At 49.7% G+C, this 19001-nt stretch carries 16 protein-coding genes; 12 read left to right on the plus strand and 4 right to left on the minus strand.

Annotated elements, in window-relative coordinates:
* Nucleotide 1: 1 nt before the first annotated feature.
* Entirely contained in the window at nucleotides 2-751 is a 750-nt protein-coding gene (locus ACT6NU_RS01090; RefSeq protein ID WP_445382615.1) for a DeoR/GlpR family DNA-binding transcription regulator, read from the minus strand.
* Between the two features lie 168 nt (nucleotides 752-919).
* Here ACT6NU_RS01090 and nagB point away from each other — a divergent pair, with 168 nt between their 5' ends.
* The 3 genes from nagB (at nucleotide 920) to ACT6NU_RS01105 (ending at nucleotide 5812) form a co-directional block, all read left to right on the plus strand.
* Nucleotides 920-2851 (plus strand): glucosamine-6-phosphate deaminase, encoded by a 1932-nt coding sequence (gene nagB, locus ACT6NU_RS01095; protein ID WP_445382616.1) that lies wholly within the window; start codon nucleotides 920-922, stop codon nucleotides 2849-2851.
* A gap of 107 nt (nucleotides 2852-2958) precedes the next feature.
* Nucleotides 2959-4224, plus strand: coding sequence for an MFS transporter (locus tag ACT6NU_RS01100; protein WP_445382617.1), 1266 nt, complete (start codon nucleotides 2959-2961; stop codon nucleotides 4222-4224).
* A complete protein-coding gene (locus ACT6NU_RS01105) occupies nucleotides 4217-5812 on the plus strand; it encodes a glycoside hydrolase family 3 protein (protein WP_445382618.1) in 1596 nt (531 codons plus the stop codon). The genes ACT6NU_RS01100 and ACT6NU_RS01105 overlap by 8 nt, the downstream gene beginning before the upstream one ends.
* A gap of 24 nt (nucleotides 5813-5836) precedes the next feature.
* On the opposite strand, the gene ACT6NU_RS01110 is transcribed toward ACT6NU_RS01105, so the two are convergent.
* From ACT6NU_RS01110 to ACT6NU_RS01120, 3 genes are read right to left on the minus strand one after another with little or no spacing between them, the layout of a single operon-like run.
* On the minus strand, nucleotides 5837-7378 hold the full coding sequence (locus ACT6NU_RS01110; protein ID WP_445382619.1) for an acyl-CoA carboxylase subunit beta: 1542 nt from the start codon (nucleotides 7376-7378) through the stop codon (nucleotides 5837-5839).
* A gap of 3 nt (nucleotides 7379-7381) precedes the next feature.
* Nucleotides 7382-8824 carry an acetyl-CoA carboxylase biotin carboxylase subunit gene (gene accC / locus ACT6NU_RS01115; protein WP_445382620.1) on the minus strand — a complete coding sequence of 481 codons (1443 nt, stop codon included), beginning with the start codon at nucleotides 8822-8824 and terminating at the stop codon, nucleotides 7382-7384.
* Between the two features lie 11 nt (nucleotides 8825-8835).
* A complete protein-coding gene (locus ACT6NU_RS01120) occupies nucleotides 8836-9321 on the minus strand; it encodes an acetyl-CoA carboxylase biotin carboxyl carrier protein subunit (protein ID WP_445382621.1) in 486 nt (161 codons plus the stop codon).
* Between the two features lie 284 nt (nucleotides 9322-9605).
* On the opposite strand from ACT6NU_RS01120, the gene udk reads away from it, so the two are divergent.
* The 9 genes from udk (at nucleotide 9606) to lepB (ending at nucleotide 19001) form a co-directional block, all read left to right on the plus strand.
* Nucleotides 9606-10214 (plus strand): uridine kinase, encoded by a 609-nt coding sequence (udk, locus tag ACT6NU_RS01125; protein ID WP_445382622.1) that lies wholly within the window; start codon nucleotides 9606-9608, stop codon nucleotides 10212-10214.
* Nucleotides 10215-10216: 2 nt separating this feature from the next.
* On the plus strand, nucleotides 10217-10552 hold the full coding sequence (locus ACT6NU_RS01130) for an FtsB family cell division protein (protein ID WP_445382623.1): 336 nt from the start codon (nucleotides 10217-10219) through the stop codon (nucleotides 10550-10552).
* Nucleotides 10542-11924: a methylmalonyl-CoA mutase subunit beta gene (locus ACT6NU_RS01135; protein ID WP_445382624.1), complete on the plus strand. Its 1383-nt coding sequence runs from the start codon at nucleotides 10542-10544 to the stop codon at nucleotides 11922-11924. Before ACT6NU_RS01130 ends, ACT6NU_RS01135 begins: the two co-directional genes overlap by 11 nt.
* On the plus strand, nucleotides 11911-14070 hold the full coding sequence (scpA, locus tag ACT6NU_RS01140) for a methylmalonyl-CoA mutase (protein ID WP_445382625.1): 2160 nt from the start codon (nucleotides 11911-11913) through the stop codon (nucleotides 14068-14070). Before ACT6NU_RS01135 ends, scpA begins: the two co-directional genes overlap by 14 nt.
* Before the next feature lie 149 nt (nucleotides 14071-14219).
* A complete protein-coding gene (locus ACT6NU_RS01145) occupies nucleotides 14220-14993 on the plus strand; it encodes a ParA family protein (RefSeq protein ID WP_445382626.1) in 774 nt (257 codons plus the stop codon).
* On the plus strand, nucleotides 14993-15904 hold the full coding sequence (locus ACT6NU_RS01150) for a ParB/RepB/Spo0J family partition protein (protein WP_445382627.1): 912 nt from the start codon (nucleotides 14993-14995) through the stop codon (nucleotides 15902-15904). Before ACT6NU_RS01145 ends, ACT6NU_RS01150 begins: the two co-directional genes overlap by 1 nt.
* The gene (locus tag ACT6NU_RS01155; protein ID WP_445382628.1) at nucleotides 15897-16535 is read left to right on the plus strand and encodes a DUF5683 domain-containing protein; all 639 of its coding nucleotides are present in this window, start codon (nucleotides 15897-15899) and stop codon (nucleotides 16533-16535) included. The genes ACT6NU_RS01150 and ACT6NU_RS01155 overlap by 8 nt, the downstream gene beginning before the upstream one ends.
* A gap of 8 nt (nucleotides 16536-16543) precedes the next feature.
* Nucleotides 16544-17251 carry a 4-hydroxy-tetrahydrodipicolinate reductase gene (dapB, locus tag ACT6NU_RS01160; protein WP_445382629.1) on the plus strand — a complete coding sequence of 236 codons (708 nt, stop codon included), beginning with the start codon at nucleotides 16544-16546 and terminating at the stop codon, nucleotides 17249-17251.
* Between the two features lie 37 nt (nucleotides 17252-17288).
* Nucleotides 17289-19001, plus strand: a complete 1713-nt coding sequence (gene lepB / locus ACT6NU_RS01165) for a signal peptidase I (protein WP_445382630.1) — start codon at nucleotides 17289-17291, stop codon at nucleotides 18999-19001.

Raw genomic sequence — 19001 nt, forward strand, 5'->3', positions numbered from 1 at the left:
CCTATAATATATGTATTTGATAGTCCCTGAAAGGATTCAGGCGGTTGTGCTCCGGAGGGAGTTCCGTAACCATGGTATTAATGGCAGCTATATCGCAACTTTTGTAGCGATGCTGGGAATTCAATTTTTCGGAGATACAGAGCAAAACGGTTTTACGGGAGGCCTGTACCACCGCTTTTTTTACCTGCACCACCTCCCAGTCAAACTCAGTAAGCCCATGCAGGGCGTCCACATAGCCCGTCCCGATAAATCCATAATCCACCTGTATCCCCGAAAGCCCGTGAATGGCAGAGGCCCCGGAGGTAATCTGTGCCTCGCGTGAAAGGGTGCCTCCAATCAGGATGACCTCTATCCTGGGTTTGGACAGCAGTAACATGGCCACCGGAAGGCTTATTGTAAAGCAGGTCAGGGAAAGGCGTTCCGGGATAATACGGGCCAGTTCCTGACAGGTGGTTCCGCCGTCCAGAAAGATCACCCCCCCATCCTTGATCAGATCTAAGGCCTTGGCAGCAATCAGCCGTTTCTCTTCCAGGGCATAGACATTATTGTTTACAGCCGGCAGTGAGGTAAAGCCCAAAGACACTGCCCCTCCGTGCACTTTGCGCAGCTTCTGTTCTATATCCAGTTCCTTTACATCCCTCCTGACCGTATCGACAGAAACCTCAAGGGTATCTGCCAGGTCGGTAAGCAGTACCCGGTTGTGCAATTCTACCTCTGAAAGTATCAGCCGCTGGCGTTCTTCCTTAAGCATGCATGTTAAATTTTGACAAAGATAGTGAATTCCATAATCTGCCATAAATTGCTTATACAAAGATAATACTTTCTTATTACTGCAATATATTGCATTTAATATTGCAATAAACTGCAAATATTAAATTTTATATGTAATTTTGCTGCACTAATCTTTAATTATTGCCCTATGCTCAGTCAAGCAGACCCTCAGCTAATCCCAACCGAAGAAGAAGCCCGTAAATTCGAGCGTATTCCCACCCGTATTTACGAACAGTCCGATGCGGCTTCCTTTTTTGTGGCAAACGAAATTGCAGCGCTTATCCGGCAACGTAAAAAACAGGGAAAGAAAGCTGTTCTGGGGCTGGCCACAGGCTCCACCCCTACGCGTGTCTATGAATATCTGGTTAGGTTTCACAAAGAGGAAGGCCTGAGTTTCAAGAATGTTATAACCTTCAACCTGGACGAATACTACCCCATGGAACCCCAATCCATCCACAGCTACGTCCGCTTTATGAAAGAGCACCTATTCGACCATATTGACATCCCCAAATCACAAATTCATATCCCGGAGGGTACCCTTGAGAAAGAAGACGTTAAAAATTACTGCAGCGATTACGAGGCAAAGATCCATAAAGCCGGAGGGCTGGATATTCAGATCCTGGGGATTGGCCGCACCGGACATATCGGTTTTAATGAACCCGGGTCTTCCCTGAGCAGCCTTACCCGAATGGTACGCCTGGATCGTGTGACCCGCCTGGACGCGGCCAGCGACTTCTTTGGCCTGGAAAATGTGCCCACCAAGGCCCTTACCATGGGTGTAGGGACCATCCTGGCTGCCAGGCGCATTATCCTGATGGCCTGGGGGGAGGGAAAGGCTGATATTATAAAGCAAGCCGTGGAAGGGAAGGTGCGCGAATCCGTTCCGGCTACCTTCCTGCAGAGACACCCGCACTGTGAGGTTATTACGGATCGGGCAGCAGCCTCCTCCCTGACAAGGGTTGCCACCCCCTGGCTGGTTTCCGAATGCCAGTGGGATGACCGGCTGATTAAAAAGGCAACAATCTGGCTTTCGCAAAAACTCAATACGGCCATTCTGAAACTCACCAACGAACACTACAATGAATATGGAATGGGGAACCTGGTTGCAGAGATCGGGTCTGCTGAACATATCAACCTGAAGGTTTTTAACGACCTGCAACGGACCATTTCCGGCTGGCCGGGCGGCAAACCCAATGCAGATGACAGCCAGCGACCTGAACGAAAAGACCCCTATCCAAAAACCTCCCTCATTTTCAGCCCGCATCCTGATGACGATGTCATCTCCATGGGCGGGACGCTACTGCGCCTGGTCGATCAGGGGCACCAGGTGCATGTCGCCTATCAGACCTCTGGTAATATTGCGGTTTTTGATGATGAGGTGATCCGTTTTCTGGACTTCGCCACAGACATCCAAAAAGACAATAAAACCCTGCAGAAACAGTTCCGGGAGGTGCGTGAATTTCTTAGTAAGAAAAGCCCCGGAGCCGTAGACAGTCCTGAAATCCAGAATTTCAAAGGCCTGATCCGCAAAGGGGAGGCCCTTGCTGCCTGCAGGTACTGCGGTGTTTCTGAAAAGAATGCCCACTTTCTAAACCTTCCCTTCTACGAAACGGGTACTGTAAAGAAAAAACCCTATTCCGAGGCCGACATCGATATTACCTACAAACTTCTGCAAGAATTGCAGCCGCAGCAAATATTTGCGGCAGGAGATCTCTCCGACCCGCATGGAACGCACCGGGTATGCCTGGAAATCATATACAAGGCCCTGGACCGGTTGAAAAAAGAACAGGCGGCCTGGCTGGAGGATTGCTATGTATGGCTCTATCGCGGCGCCTGGCAGGAATGGGACATTGCCGATATGGAAATGACCGTCCCTATTGGCCCGAAAGATATGGAGCGGAAAAAGAATGCGATTTTCAAGCATCAGTCACAAAAAGACAGCGCCATGTTCCCAGGCAATGACGAACGGGAATTCTGGCAGCGGGCAGAACAGCGCAACAAGGAAACGGCTGCCCGTTACAATGACCTGGGGATGGCAGAATACGAGGCCATGGAGGGTTTTGTACGCTACCATTTGTAGCTTTTGGGGTACCCGGCAGATACTCCTGTCCGGTTTTTGGAAAAGCTGCCACAAGGAATCCGAGGAACTACGCCCCTATTTTTATACTTTTAGGTCAAAATTCCTGAATGATCCCAAAAGATACCCGGGCCTGGTGGTGGGTGCCCACACTTTACTTCACCCAGGGCCTCCCTTATATAATGGTAGTTACCGTTTCGGTAATCATGTACAAACAACTTGGGGTCGGCAATGCGGAAATTGGTTTATACACCTCCTGGCTCTACCTGCCATGGGTTTTAAAACCCCTGTGGAGCCCACTGGTTGACCTGAAAAGCAGCAAACGCAAATGGTTCCTTTCCATGCAATTGCTGATTTGCGTAGCCCTGCTGGCTGCAGGCCTGAGCCTGCCCACCAACCTTTTCCTGACAACATCCCTGGCTTGTTTCTGGATGGCCTCCTTTGCCTCGGCCACTAACGATATTGCTTCAGACGGCTATTATATGATCGCGCTAAGCGAAAAGAAGCAGGCCTTTTTTGTGGGAGTGCGCAGTACCTTTTACAGACTGGCCATGATTACAGGGCAGGGCCTTATCGTCATCCTTGCCGGCTTTCTGGAAAATTATTATGGCGATAATGCAAAGGCCTGGTCCGTAACCCTCTCGGCCACGGCTTTCCTGATGCTTTTGCTGACCCTGGCCAACTGGTTTAGTTGCCCGGATTATGAAGAGGTGCGCGTTGCCGATCATAATACCGGCTTCCTTACCGTCTTCCGGAAATTCTTTGAAAAACCGGGGATGGCACTGGCCCTCGCCTTTATCCTGACCTATCGGCTGGGCGAATCCCAACTGGTGAAAATGGCCTCTCCCTTCCTGCTGGACAGCCGATCGGAAGGCGGGCTCGAGTACGCCACAGAAGCGGTGGGCACTATTTATGGTACAGCCGGAGTTATTTTCCTCTCACTGGGTGGAATAATCGGGGGGATTCTCATATCACGGGATGGCCTTAAAAAATGGATGCTGCCCATGATCCTGGCCCTGAATGCACCCAATGTGCTCTATGCGCTGTTGGCGGCCTTTCAGTGGGATCAAACCTGGGCAGTAGTTGCAACCGTAGTGATAGAACAATTTGGATATGGCTTTGGGTTTGCCGCTTTTCTGATGTACCTGATTTATATAGCAGATGGGGCCTATAAAACGGCTCATTACGCCATTGCCACAGGCTTTATGGCCCTGGGAATGATGCTGCCCGGTATGATCAGCGGGTATGTACAGCAATGGCTGGGATATACCGGCTTTTTTATCTGGGTTGTGGCTGCTGCCATCCCGGTACTGCTCCTGTCAAAAGCCATAACCTACCCAGCCGATTATGGTAAAAAAAGCAATGCAGATGTCTGAATTTCCAGAATATAGGGTAGCAACTACCCAATTGTCATTGGCAGAAAAATTGGGGCAGCTATTTATGCCCGCCGCCTTCGTAAATGATACGGAAGCAGCCCACAGTGAATTGGAGGCACTCATACAGGACTACCATATTGGAGCCATTTGTTTTTTCCATAGCCGGGCCAGCGCGGCTGCCAATTTTGAAGGCTCTGAAAAGGTACGCTTTAACGCTTCCAGTAAGGAGATATTAAAAAAACTGATACAGCGGTTCCGGAAAGCGGCCTCCTACCCGCTGCTGGTAGCCATTGACGCAGAATGGGGCCTGGCCATGCGCCTTGAAAACAGCACGGCCTATCCCTATGCTTTAACCCTTGGAGCCCTCTCAGACAACGACCCCTTGCTCTATCAGACGGGCCTGCGCATGGCAGAAGACTGTCGCGAACTGGGAATTGACTGGAACCTGGCTCCTGTTGTGGATGTAAATACCAATCCCGAAAATCCAGTTATTGGCTATCGTTCCTTCGGGGCCCGGCCTGAAAGCGTGGCTCGCAAAGCACTTCAAATCCACAGAGGGCTGATAGACGGGGGAGTCCTTAGCTGCCTGAAACACTTTCCCGGCCATGGCGACACGGCAACGGATTCACACCTAGCCCTGCCGCTGATTCAAAAAGGAGTTTCGGCACTGGAAGAGGAGGAACTTATCCCCTACAAAAAATTGATCCCGGAGGGTGTTCCGGCTATTATGACCGCACATCTTGCCGTGCCTTCCCTGGACCCCTCCGGGAATCCGGCCAGTTTATCCCGGGAACTTATAGAAAACCTCTTGCGTCAGAAACTCGGCTTTCAGGGGGTTGTAATAACCGATGCCCTCAATATGCATGCGGTCAGTACATTATATTCCGAACCGGGAATGCTGGCCCTCAAAGCCCTGGAAGCAGGCAATGACTTGCTGTGTTTTGCCGAAGACATCCCACAGGCCATAATACACCTTAAAAAACGGCTGCCAGCTGAATTTGCAGAAGAACGTTTTAAAAGGGTCTGGAACTTAAAAAAAACGCATTTTAACCCTCAAAAAACGATAATATCACCCGCATTTGCTCCGGGCGAATTGCTGGCAAAACTTGCCGGGCAATGCATCAGCCCGGTTCACAAACCGGGCGAAGATCCAAAAACAATTGGCGAGGGGCCATTTTATATGGTAGTAGCAGGGAAAGCCCTGCCGGTTTTTGAAAAGGCGATACAAAGTTCCAAGCTCATAGAACAATTATTTCTACCGGATAATGCCAGCGTCAATCCGTTTCAATGGCCTCCTCCCGGCAGTAAGGTGTTACTGGCCCTTAACCCTGCGAGTTACAAACCCAAAGAGCATTTTGGTTTTTCTGATGCAGCCTTCAAAACCCTTAAAGAAATCCTTGAAAAATACGAGGTGCTGCTGTACCATTTCGGCAACCCATATCTTCTGGAAAAAATAAGCGTTTCCCAGACCTCGGGGATTGTGCTGGTCTATCAGGATCTGGAGGCCTTCCAGGAGCAAGCAGCCAGGCATTTCCTGGGGCAGGCTTCCTTAAACGGGAAACTGGCTGTACCCTTAGATCTGAAATAAATCAGCATATAAGCATCCCGGGAATCAGAGTGGGATATTTCCGTGTTTGCGACGGGGTTGTTCCACTTTCTTATTTCTCAGGGAAGCAAAACCCTTGATGAGTTTCCTCCTGCTTTGCTCTGGGAGGATCACCTCATCGATAAAACCTCTTTGGGCCGCGCGATACGGATTGGCAAACTTGGCGGCATATTCGGCTTCCTTTTCAGCCAGCTCCGCCTCAGGATCGGCAGCCGCTTTGATTTCTTTGCGGAAAATAATCTCGCTGGCCCCCTTGGCTCCCATAACTGCAATTTCTGCACTGGGCCAGGCGAAGTTCAGGTCTGCCCCAATATGCTTGGAATTCATTACATCATAGGCACCCCCGTATGCCTTACGTGTAATCAGGGTAATACGGGGCACTGTAGCCTCGCTCAGGGCGTAAAGCAGTTTTGCTCCATGTATAATAATACCGGACCACTCCTGGTCGGTTCCCGGCAGAAAACCAGGAACGTCCACCAGGACGAGCAAAGGGATATTGAAGCTGTCGCAAAAGCGTGTGAAACGCGCTGCCTTGCGTGAACTGTCACTGTCCAGAACCCCGGCCAGGAAGAGCGGCTGGTTCGCTATAATGCCAATGGATTCGCCACCCATGCGAGCGAATCCCGTTATGATATTTTCAGCAAAGTCTTTCTGTATCTCAAAAAACGAATCCATGTCAATAAGCCCCTGAATTACCGCATGCATGTCATAGGGCTTATTGGGGTTGTCCGGAATGATATCCTGCAGTTCGCTGCGCAATTCATCCCCCAGGGTATAATCCCTGACAGGAGGTTTTTCCGTGTTATTCTGAGGCAGGTAAGACAAGAGCGTTTTCAGGTCATCCAGACAGGCCACATCATTGGGGGAGGTGCAATGGGCCACCCCGGATTTTACCGCATGGGTGCTGGCCCCTCCCAACTCTTCGGAGCTTACCGTTTCGTTGGTAACGGTCTTGACCACATTGGGGCCGGTCACAAACATATAACTGCTTTCTTCCACCATCAGGATAAAATCCGTTATGGCAGGAGAGTAAACCGCCCCGCCCGCACAAGGACCCATTATGGCTGAAAGTTGCGGAACCACTCCAGAGGCCTGAACGTTGCGGTAAAAAATATCGGCATATCCCCCCAGGGAGCGGACCCCTTCCTGAATACGGGCACCCCCCGAGTCATTAAGGCCTATGATAGGGGCGCCTACTTTTACGGCCAAATCCATCACCTTGCAAATTTTTTCGGCATGTGTTTCGGACAGGGATCCTCCAAAAACCGTAAAATCCTGCGCGTACACATACACCAGCCTGCCGTTGATAGTTCCGTAGCCGGTTACCACCCCGTCCCCGTAGAATTGCTGGTCCTCCATTCCGAAATCTGTGGTCCTGTGGGTGACCAGCACCCCCATCTCTTCAAAAGACTCATCGTCCAGCAAATAAGCGATCCGTTCCCGGGCTGTCAGTTTTTTCTGTTCGTGCTGGCGGGCGATCCGCTTCTGGCCCCCTCCCAAATGAGCTGCTTTCAGGCGTTCCTGCAGGTCTTCAATTTTCTTTTTCATCCTTTATGGGTTTGGAATTCTCAGCTTATTTTTTTCCTCCAGATATAGCTTCAGTGCTACAGCAGCCGCAATTTTTGCTTCTTTGGCCCGCTGTTCCATCAGGGTTTCAGGATTGTAGTGTTCTTTAACGAAATGCGTATTGAAATCCCCGGAACGGAAGGCAGGATGTCTGCAAACGAAGGCTCCGAAGTCCAGAGTGGTAGATACGCCTTTAACCTCATAGGCTGCAATGGCCTCCAGCATGCGTTGTATGGCTTCATCCCGGTCGCGTCCGTAGGTTATCAGTTTGGACAACATGGGGTCGTAATAGATAGGTACCTGCATGCCCTCTTCAAATCCGTTGTCTACCCGGATACCCTCTCCAACGGGGAGGCGGTAGCGTTCGAGCGTCCCCACTGATGGGAGGAATTCGTTTAGGGGGTCTTCAGCATAAACGCGCAATTCAAGGGCATGCCCCCGGATCTGCAGGTCTTGCTGCGCCATGCTCAGCGGTTCACCCCTGGCGATCCGGATCTGCCATTCCACCAGGTCCTGCCCTGTAATCCATTCGGTTACCGGGTGTTCCACCTGCAGGCGCGTATTCATTTCCAGGAAATAAAAATTGTGCTCATCGTCCAACAGGAATTCGACGGTTCCTGCGCCGACATAATCGCAGGAGCGGGCCACATTAACGGCCGCTTCCCCCATGCGCTTGCGAAGATCGGGGCTCAGTACCGAGGATGGGGCCTCTTCCACTACCTTCTGATGGCGGCGCTGTATACTGCATTCCCGCTCAAAAAAATGGAGGATATTCCCATGGGTGTCGGCCATGACCTGCACTTCAATATGCCTGGGGGAACTCACATATTTTTCGATAAAAACAGAGCCGTCCCCGAAGGCGGACTGGGCCTCGCTCATGGCCCGTTCAATTTGCTGCTTCAGTTCTGATTCCCGGTTTACTATACGCATGCCTTTTCCCCCACCCCCGGCTGCCGCCTTTATCAGGATTGGAAAGCCTATGGATTTGGCAATTTCCAGGGCCGAGGTGGCATCCTTAAGAGCGTAGTCTGTTCCGGGTACCATGGGGATATCATAAGATTTAATCGCTTCCTTTGCCGCCAGCTTGTCGCCCATGGTTCTAATAGCCTCAGGTCCGGGGCCTATAAAAATCAATCCAGCCTTTGTAACGGCCCTGGCAAACCCGGCATTCTCACTTAAAAAGCCGTAACCCGGGTGAATGGCGTCTGCGCCCAACTGCAGGGCCTTTTTTATGATATGATCTCCCCTGAGATAGGATTTGGCAGAGGGGGCTTCCCCCACACACACTGCTTCGTCCGCAAATCGCACGTGGGGGGCATCCCGGTCTGCTTCTGAATAAATGGCGATGGTACCTATCCCCATCCGGCGCGCTGTGCGCATTACCCGTATGGCAATTTCCCCCCTGTTGGCAACTAAAATCTTCTTCATGCCTGATACTATTATTCGAATTCAAGCAAGAGCTCCTTCTTATCTACGGCGGCCCCCTTGTTTACACATATTTTTTTGATGACTCCCTCCCTTGGGGAACTAATAACATTTTCCATTTTCATGGCCTCCAGGATCAATAGCGGATCGCCTTCTTTGACAGTCGCTCCCGCAGAGGTCGGAATGTCCAGGATCAGCCCGGGCATTGGGGCGCGTATTTCGGAAATGTCTTTATTGCTCCCGCTACGGAAGCCCATGCTGCCGATTTGCTGATCGAGCGTATCAGCAAGCCGTACGGTATAGGTCTTTCCCCTTATCTCGATTTCATATGATTTGGCTAAAAAATCAGTATTTCGAATCGCCACGGCCATGGACTGATTCCCATCCACTAAATGGTAGCGGGCTGCGCCGGTTTGAATCAGGTCCAAGCCGGCGGCATCTTCAGGATACAAGTCAAAATTCCAGTTTTCATCAACGGATACGGAAAAAGTCTCAGACATGGCTTAACATTTGAAATGACCTTAAAAATAAGGTTTCAGGCAGAATCTGAGATCGCAATCCGGATTTATTTTATCAACACTATCCCTGGACGAACCCGTATTTGCATACAAATATTAAGGGTTGCCAGCCACACCAATGGCCCATCACAGTTTGCCCAGGGGAATAACCCCTCAGATTATGCTCTTCCCCTTTCCTTTTGCCACGCGATTAATCGGGAATTAATACGTCCGGATTCGAATTCAGGTCGATCTAAATTTTTATTTTTGATCCAAAGAGACCTGGCATGTTAATAATAGGCATTGGAGGAGGTACCGGATGCGGAAAAACAACCGTTGTAAACCAAATCGTAAATGAACTTCCGGATACCGAAGTGGGCGTGATCTCGCAGGATTCCTATTATAATGACCTGTCCGGGCTTACCTATGAAGAACGGGCTAAAATAAATTTTGATCACCCAAGGGCCATCGATTTCAAGCTACTGGGGGAACACCTGCGACAGTTAAAAGCCGGGGTACCCATCGAACAACCCGTGTATTCTTTTAAAGAGCACAACCGTACAACAGAGACCGTACTGACCCCTCCCAGGAAGGTCATGATCGTGGAAGGAATTCTGATCCTGACCCATCCGGAAATACGAGAGATGTTCGACATCAAAATCTTTGTTCATGCAGACTCGGATGAGCGCCTGATCAGAAGGCTTAAGCGCGATATCACAGAAAGGGGAAGGGACCTGGACGAGGTGCTGGACCGCTATCAGAATACGCTCAAACCTATGCACAACCAATTTATTGAGCCTACAAAGGAGTTTGCAGATATCATCATCCCCAATAACCGCTACAATACGGTTGCCATAGATATAGTACGAACGATCATAGCCGACAAACTCATCTGAATATGGGCCTGAAATCTTTAAGGAAGAAAAAGTGGTTTGCAGTGGTCAGCAATATTTATGTGCTCGTTTTGACCGTATTCGCCATTTGGATGCTTTTTTTTGACACCAATTCCCTGTTGATTCACATGGAATTGCAAAAAGAAATCCGTAAACTGGAAAAACAGCAGGAATTCCTGAAAGAGGAAATTTCAAAAGACCGGGCACTTATCGAAAAACTTTCGGACCCCGCAGAATTGGAAAAGTTTGCCAGGGAACAGTACTACCTGAAAAAGAAGAATGAGGAAATCTTCATTATCGATTTTGAAGACAGCCTGGAACATAAAAAAAATGAAGACTAACGAGCTTTTAAAAGATTTTGAACCTGTTTCGGCCAAACAATGGAAACAAAAATTGCAGGCCGACCTAAAAGGTGCCGACTATAATGAATTACTGAGCTGGACAAGCCCTGAAGGTATCCAGGTTAAGCCTTTCTATTCAGAGGAAGACCTGCCGGAAGAAGCGGGGATACCCGCCACAGGCAGCGGGAACTGGAAAATTGGCTACCGGATTGGCAATGAAACCCCTTCTGAGCAGGTTTCAGAAGCGCTGCAAGCGGATATTCAACATTTTTTGGTCCAGTCGCCCGAATCGTTTTCCGCAACATTTCCCCATAAAGCGGTCTTAAGTGAGTTGCAGCAACCTGTCTACCTCGATTTTTCCGGGACAGACGAACTCCTGCCGGATTGGATCAGCCAATCCAATCTCAGGCATCCGGTAATCCTGGTGGATCCAATAGGTCATTTAGCAGCTACCGGGAACTGGTACAGCAGGGAAACCAATGACGCAGGCTCGCTCTTAAAAGTATTATCCCATCCGGCTGCGAGCTCAGCCGAATTCCGTTTCGCAGTTCACGCAGATCTGTATCAGAACGCCGGCGCCAACCGGGTACAGGAACTGGCTTACGCCCTTTCCCACGCCCTGGAATATCTGCTTTGGTCTGCAGAGGAAAAATCCCTGCAGCCCTTGTTGCAGCAACCGGTTTTCCACCTTGCGGCAGGAGGGGATTATTTCTTTGAAATAGCCAAGTTCAGGGCACTTCGAAAATTATGGGCCAGAGTTGCCCCGGAATACGGCTTCATTGGAGATTGCCTCATTTTTGCATCCCCTTCCCTGAGAAATAAAACCATTTACGATTACAATACCAACATGCTGCGTACCACAACTGAATGTATGGCCGCTATACTGGGAGGAGCTGACCTTATCTGCAACCTGCCTTATGATCAAATCTACCAGTATCCCAATACCTTCGCAGACCGCATAGCCAGAAACCAGCTGCAATTACTGAGGCATGAAAGTTACTTTTCACAGGTACATAATCCGGCAGACGGCACCTACTATATCGAGTCGCTAACGGACCAACTGGGTTCAAAAGCACTGGAACTTTTAAAACAACTTGAAAAAGGTGGGGGTTTCTTAAAACAGTTAAGAGCGCACACCATTCAGCAAAAGATAAGAGAATCTGCCACCAAGGAGCAACAGGCATTCGATTCCGGCAGCAAAATCCTGGTGGGGAGCAACAAATACCCCAATGCGGATAACAAGATGCAGGTGCTGCTTCAAAAACCCATCCGGCTCGCCAAAAAAAGCAGAAAGACCCTGCTGGAACCCATAATACCCTCCAGGCTTGCGACCAATTATGAACAAAAGAGACTGCAGGATGAACCGAGATAAGATACAACAGCTACAATGGAAAAAGGGCTCTGGTATCTCGCAGGCGCCCGGGCCGGATGTCGCTAAAGCGATAACCACGGCAGAGGGCATCGAGCTGAAAACCCGATATACACAAGCGGATATCAAAGAGATAAGGCATCCCGGTTTCGGGGCCGGCATCCCCCCATATTTGCGAGGACCTTACAGCAGTATGTATGTACAGCGCCCCTGGACCATCCGGCAGTATGCCGGCTTTTCTACGGCTGAAGAGAGCAATGCCTTTTACAAGCGGAATCTGGCTGCCGGGCAGAAAGGCCTGTCCGTTGCCTTTGACCTGCCCACCCACAGGGGGTATGACAGTGACCACCCCAGGGTGGTAGGGGATGTAGGGAAGGCCGGGGTAGCGATAGACTCCGTGGAGGATATGAAATTGCTCTTTGCCGGAATCCCGCTCGAAAAGATGTCGGTTTCCATGACCATGAACGGAGCCGTTATCCCTATAATGGCATTTTATATTGTGGCCGCCGAGGAACAGGGGGTTGCTCCCGGGCAGCTCTCAGGGACCATTCAGAATGACATTCTGAAGGAGTTTATGGTGCGCAATACGTATATATATCCCCCTACCCCTTCCATGCAGATCGTGGCTGATATTTTTGAATTTACCAGTAAGCATATGCCGCGCTTCAACAGTATCAGTATTTCCGGCTACCACATGCATGAAGCGGGAGCTCCCGCCCATATGGAATTGGCCTACACCCTTGCCGATGGTCTGGAATATATCCGCACAGGGCTTAAAGCGGGCTTAAAAATAGATGCATTTGCCCCCCGCTTATCTTTTTTCTGGGGTATTGGCATGAATCACTTTATGGAAATAGCCAAGCTGCGGGCCGGTCGCTTGCTATGGGCCAGGCTGGTAAAGGGCTTTAATCCTCAAAACCCCAAATCCATGGCTTTGCGAACGCATAGCCAGACCAGTGGCTGGAGCCTCACCGAACAGGATCCGTTTAACAATGTGGCGCGTACTATGATAGAGGCTTCTGCGGCAGCTTTTGGGGGTACGCAGAGTTTGCATACCAACGCCCTTGACGAGGCCATTGCCCTTCCCACAGACTTTTCTGCCCGTATCGCCAGGAATACGCAGCTAATCCTGCAGGAAGAAACCGGGATCACCCGCACGGTAGATCCGTGGGGTGGCAGTTATTATGTGGAAAAACTGACGGCCGAGCTTGTGGAGAAGGCCTGGGAACTCATAGAAGAAACCGAAGCCCTGGGAGGCATGACCAAGGCTATTGAGGCAGGTGTCCCCAAGCTGAGAATAGAGGAGGCAGCGGCGCGCAAACAGGCCCGGATAGACAGTGAAAAAGATATTATTGTGGGCCTGAATAAATACCAAAGCCCGGACGAAGATCTATTGAGTATCCTGGAGGTAGACAACAGCAAGGTGCGCAAACAGCAGATTGAGCGCCTGCAAGCTTTAAGGGACGGGCGGGATAACACAGCTGTAAAAAACAGCCTTAAGGCCCTTGAGCAGGCCGCCAGGAAAAAGGCCAAAGGAGATGGTGCCCGGCCTGAAGAAAATTTGTTAGCTTTAGCTGTGGAGGCCGCCAGGAAACGTGCCACCTTAGGTGAAATCAGCGATGCTATGGAAGCGGCCTTCGGTAGGCATCGCGCCCAGGTTCAAACAATCAGCGGAGTGTATTCAAAAGAAATCAAGGAAGATCCTTCATTTAAAAAAGCCAGGGAACTGTCTGATGCCTTCGCGGCACAACAAGGCCGAAGGCCCCGTATTATGATCGCAAAAATGGGGCAAGACGGGCATGACAGGGGTGCAAAGGTAGTGGCTACAGCCTATGCAGACCTCGGCTTTGATGTGGATATAGGGCCCCTTTTCCAGACGCCGGCGGAGGCGGCCAAGCAGGCAGCCGAAAACGACGTACATATACTGGGGGTTTCCTCTTTGGCCGCCGGGCATAAAACCCTGGTACCGGAGCTGCTGAAGGAACTGAAAGCCTTAAACCGGGAAGACATCCTGGTAGTGGTTGGGGGCGTCATCCCGAAACAGGACTACGCCTTTCTTTTTGAGGCAGGCGTCTCTGGCATTTTCGGGCCGGGTTCGCGCATCAGCGAGGCAGCAATTGAGATTCTGGAACTGTTGTTAACACCCTGAGCCCTTGTTCAAAGCCCTGATCGGCAAGCGGGCGCTGTTCCCTTAACGAACTTTAACGCAAAGTGGTGGACTTATTCACTTCCTGTTAACAATTTACGTTTTCTCGGTAGCCAAATAATCGTATTTTTAACCCCTAACTTAACTTTATAATGGGCAAAATAATTGCTATCGCAAATCAGAAAGGCGGGGTCGGTAAAACCACTACAACGGTAAACCTGGCGGCCTCTCTGGGGGTATTGGAAAAAAAAGTGCTCCTTATCGATGCGGATCCTCAGGCGAATGCCACTTCCGGACTGGGGGTGGATGTGGATTCAGTTGAACTGGGAAGCTACCAACTGCTGGAACATACCCGTTCTGCAGAACAGACTATAATAGGAACCAACTCCCCCAATGTTGACCTCATCCCTGCACATATAGACCTTGTTGCCATTGAAATTGAATTGGTAGACAAGGACGAGCGCGAATACATGCTCAAAAAGGCCGTTGAAAGTATCAAGGAGAAGTATGACTACATCCTGATCGATTGCGCCCCTTCGCTGGGCCTGCTTACCCTGAATGCCCTTACGGCAGCAGACTCGGTAATTATCCCGATCCAGTGTGAATACTTTGCCCTGGAAGGCCTGGGCAAATTGCTCAACACCATTAAAAGTGTGCAACGCATCCACAATCCCGACCTCGATATAGAGGGCATGTTGCTTACCATGTACGATTCGCGGTTAAGGCTATCGAACCAGGTAGTGGAGGAAGTAAAGAAACATTTTGCAGACATGGTATTCGATACAATTATTCAGCGAAATGTTCGTCTGGGGGAAGCCCCCAGTTACGGGGAAAGTATAATCAAGTACGACGCCAGCAGCAAGGGAGCGACCAACTACCTGAATATGGCGCACGAATTGCTTCAGAAGAACAAGCAAGTTGTATAATGGCGAAAGCAACCAAAAAACAGGCTCTGGGACGCGGACTTTCCGCCCTGCTCAACGATCCAGACAACGACATTAAATCCGTTGCAGATAAGAATGCAGACAAGGTTGTGGGCAGTATTGTGGAACTGGATATTGACCGTATTGAGGTAAACCCCTTCCAGCCGCGTACAAATTTTAGTGATGAAGCCCTGGATGAACTGGCCTCTTCCATCAGGGAATTGGGCCTGATACAGCCCATTACGGTGCGGAAGCTTGATTTCAACCGCTACCAGCTGGTTTCCGGGGAGCGGAGATACCGCGCTTCCAAAAAGGTTGGCCTTACCAGTATTCCGGCTTACATCCGTATTGCCAATGATCAGGAAGCCCTTGAAATGGCTCTTGTTGAAAATATACAGCGTCAGGATCTGGACCCTGTTGAAATAGCCCTTTCGTATCAAAGGCTGATCGATGAAATTGGCCTTACCCAGGAAAAATTAAGTGAACGGGTCGGCAAGAAAAGAAGTACCATAACCAATTATCTGCGACTCCTCCGGCTTGATCCCATTATCCAAACCGGAATGCGGGATGGATTCATCAGTATGGGGCATGGCAGATCTTTGGTAAACATTGAAAACCGGGAAGACCAGATAGCGATTTACGAAAAAATAGTGGGTGGCAGCCTTTCGGTGCGGGAAACCGAATCCCTGGTCAGATCCTATCATCAGAAAGACACCGAAAAACCAAAGGAAGCCAAAGCGACTTCTAAAAAAATTCTGCCGGAATATGCAGAAGATGGGATGGAGGTATTAAAGGCATTTCTGGATACAGCCGTGGAAGTACAGGCCAGTGACAAGGGAAAAGGGAAAATAACCATCCCATTCAACAGCCGGGAGGAATTCCGAAGGCTGAAAAAAAGAATTACAGGTGCGTAAGAAAGCCATCGGATGCATACTTTTCTTCTCCTGCCTTTGTTGCTGGGCACAACAGCCCAATGCTACGGAACAACAGGCCGATTCCTTGAAGGAACGCATGGCTTCTGAAGGCGTTCAATTCGAAAAAATTGAAAAGCGTCCAATTAACCCGCTGGCTCCTTCCAAAGCAGCCTTTTATTCCGCAGTGCTTCCGGGGCTTGGGCAGGCCTATAACAGACGCTATTGGAAAGTTCCATTGGTATGGGGGGCAATCGGGACGGGTGTGGCCGTGTACATCTACAATGACAGGCTCTATGATCGGTTTCGGACGGCTTTTAAGAGAAGACGTGCTGGTTTTACGGATGATGAATTCTTTGACCTGAACAAGGATGATGGCTTTACCCCTACCAATCCGGATTTATCGGAACAGGCCTTGCAGGACGGGCAGGAACGCTATCAGCGGGACAGGGACCTGAGCCTGCTTATTACCATCGCCCTATACGCACTCAATATCATAGATGCCAATGTGGATGCCCACCTGAAACAATACAATGTGGATGAAGATCTGAGCATGCAAATACAGCCCTATCTGGATTACCACCCCATTACAAGTGATCCCAATTATGGTCTGGCGCTCAGCATACGGTTTTAATAAAAGGTATGAAAATAGGATTATTCGGTTACGGGAAGATGGGTAGGATGATTGAGCAGCTTGCTCTACAACGGGATCATGAAATTGTAGCCCGCATTGATAGCCCGGAAGATAAGGTACCTTACAATAATTTGGATGTAGCCATCGATTTCAGCAGTCCGGATGCTGCTTTTGACAACATCAGCAATTGTTTTAAAAACGGGGTCCCCGTTGTTTGCGGCACTACCGGATGGCTCAGTCGCTATGAAGAAGCCGTAAGCCTTTGTAAAGAGGAAGGCGCTGCCTTTATTTATGCCTCCAACTTCAGCCTGGGGGTCAATTTGTTTTTCCAGCTCAACGAAACCCTTGCAAGACTCATGAACGGGGTTAAGGGTTACCAGGCAGAGATGAAAGAAATCCATCATACACAAAAATTGGATGCCCCCAGTGGAACAGCTATTACCCTGGCGGAGGGAATTATCAATAACAGCGCATATACGACCTGGTCCTCCGGGAAGGCGGAAAAAGACAGCTTGCCAATTTACTCAGAACGAACCGGGGAAGTGCCCGGCACCCATAAAATAAAATACGAATCAGCTGTAGACAGCATCGAAATTGTACATACTGCCCACAACCGCAAAGGCTTCGCACTGGGTGCGCTAATAGCGGCCGAATGGATAGTGGGAAAAGAAGGAATTTTTAACATGAAGGATGTTCTGGACATCCCTAAAAAGTAATGAGGAAGGGAGATATTCCTCTTTAAGCTATTGAAACATGGATTACACTCAGTGGATCATATTTATTTTAGCCGTGCAGGTCATCCATTTTGCGGGTACCTGGAAATTGTACCTTAAAGCTGGCAGAAAAGCCTGGGAAGCGGCTATTCCGGTTTACAATGCTATTGTCCTGATGCAAATCATCCGGCGGCCAAGGTGGTGGGTTTTCCTTTTGTTTATTCCAATCATTAACCTGTTGATGTTCCCGGTGGTCTGGGTGGAAACCATCCGCAGCTTTGGGAAGAACAGCCTGAAAGACACCTGGTTGGTGTTACTTACGCTGGGGTTCTATATATATTACGTTAACTACGCAGAAGATGTAAATTATATTGAAGACCGCAGCCTGCATCCTAAAAGCGCCTCGGGGGAATGGGTCAGTTCCATTGTTTTTGCAGTGGTAGCGGCCACTTTGGTGCACACCTACTTTATACAACCCTTCGTAATCCCCACCGGCTCCCTGGAACGTACCCTAAGGGTTGGAGACTTGTTATTTGTAAGTAAGTTTCATTATGGAGCCCGGGTTCCTATGACTACTGTTGCTGCCCCAATGGTGCACGACACCCTTCCCGGACTGGGGGTTCGTTCCTACCTTAAAAAACCACAGCTTCCCTACATGCGGCTCCCGGGTTTCCAAAAGGTTAAAAGGAACGACCTGGTGGTATTCAGCTGGCCTGCAGACACCGTAAGGCAGTTTTTTAAGGCAGAAAAAGGGGTAGATAAACCTATTGACAAGAAGTCCAATTATGTAAAACGATGTGTGGGTGTCCCCGGGGATTCCCTGGCAGTGATCAACGGGATTGTTTACAGTAATGGCAAGCCTCTGGAGCTCCCGGACCGGGCCAAACCCATGTATGACTATACCGTATACTCACAGCAAGGGGTTTCTTCCAAAACCCTTGAAAATGTTGGGGCTGACGATTTTTTGAGGACCTATGTCAGTGCGCCTTTGAACCAGCAACAACTCAATCTATTGTCCCAATACCTCTACCGTTACGACGGCCTTGAGAATGGGCAGGTAGCCCTGGTTACCCCGGCCCGGGGGATCCCTATTGAAGCCATCCGGCAGGCCAGGGTTACCAATATCCGGGAAGTATCCTCCAGGGAACGGACAGCAACCCTGACCGCCGAAATGGTGAGCTCCCTTAATTCGGTCTCATCCATAGACTCTGTTATCAAATTAGTAGAAACCAAAGGAGTAAGCGGCGATAATATTTTTCCTCAGGATTCCCGCTACCCATGGAATTACGATCAGTTAGGGCCCATCTACATCCCGGCCAGGGGCGATAAGGTGGCCGTCAGCCCCGAAACCCTGCCGCTTTATAAAAAAATCATTCGCGATTACGAGCACAATACGGTCAGTATCTCCGGTAATCAGGTTTTAATTAACGGGGAACCCAGCACCTCTTATACTTTCCAACAGGATTATTACTGGATGATGGGAGACAACCGGGACCATTCTGAAGACAGCAGGGCCTGGGGCTATGTGCCTGCCAATCATATAGTGGGGAAGCCCATTTTTATCTGGATGAGTTTTGACAACTTCAATGAGGGTATGGCAAACTGGCGGCCCAGATGGGACCGTATCTTTACAACCGTAAGTGGTGAAGGGAAACCCCGTTCCTATTTTCGATATTTCCTGCTTGCCCTGGCTGCTTATTTCGTGCTGGACTTCCTGTACCGAAGAAAGAAAAAGGCTTCCAAAAAAGGCTGA

It is taken from the genome of Robiginitalea rubriflava, from assembly GCF_052540725.1.

Bases quoted from the DNA above. Each gene is read 5' to 3' on its own strand.
- ACT6NU_RS01130 (WP_445382623.1), top strand. From the start codon at position 10,217: ATGGGCCTGAAATCTTTAAGGAAGAAAAAGTGGTTTGCAGTGGTCAGC.
- lepB (WP_445382630.1), top strand. From the start codon at position 17,289: ATGGATTACACTCAGTGGATCATATTTATTTTAGCCGTGCAGGTCATC.
- ACT6NU_RS01150 (WP_445382627.1), top strand. From the start codon at position 14,993: ATGGCGAAAGCAACCAAAAAACAGGCTCTGGGACGCGGACTTTCCGCC.
- nagB (WP_445382616.1), top strand. From the start codon at position 920: ATGCTCAGTCAAGCAGACCCTCAGCTAATCCCAACCGAAGAAGAAGCC.
- ACT6NU_RS01110 (WP_445382619.1), bottom strand. From the start codon at position 7,378: ATGAAAAAGAAAATTGAAGACCTGCAGGAACGCCTGAAAGCAGCTCAT.
- ACT6NU_RS01120 (WP_445382621.1), bottom strand. From the start codon at position 9,321: ATGTCTGAGACTTTTTCCGTATCCGTTGATGAAAACTGGAATTTTGAC.
- udk (WP_445382622.1), top strand. From the start codon at position 9,606: ATGTTAATAATAGGCATTGGAGGAGGTACCGGATGCGGAAAAACAACC.
- dapB (WP_445382629.1), top strand. From the start codon at position 16,544: ATGAAAATAGGATTATTCGGTTACGGGAAGATGGGTAGGATGATTGAG.
- ACT6NU_RS01100 (WP_445382617.1), top strand. From the start codon at position 2,959: ATGATCCCAAAAGATACCCGGGCCTGGTGGTGGGTGCCCACACTTTAC.
- ACT6NU_RS01145 (WP_445382626.1), top strand. From the start codon at position 14,220: ATGGGCAAAATAATTGCTATCGCAAATCAGAAAGGCGGGGTCGGTAAA.
- scpA (WP_445382625.1), top strand. From the start codon at position 11,911: ATGAACCGAGATAAGATACAACAGCTACAATGGAAAAAGGGCTCTGGT.
- ACT6NU_RS01135 (WP_445382624.1), top strand. From the start codon at position 10,542: ATGAAGACTAACGAGCTTTTAAAAGATTTTGAACCTGTTTCGGCCAAA.
- accC (WP_445382620.1), bottom strand. From the start codon at position 8,824: ATGAAGAAGATTTTAGTTGCCAACAGGGGGGAAATTGCCATACGGGTA.
- ACT6NU_RS01090 (WP_445382615.1), bottom strand. From the start codon at position 751: ATGCTTAAGGAAGAACGCCAGCGGCTGATACTTTCAGAGGTAGAATTG.
- ACT6NU_RS01105 (WP_445382618.1), top strand. From the start codon at position 4,217: ATGTCTGAATTTCCAGAATATAGGGTAGCAACTACCCAATTGTCATTG.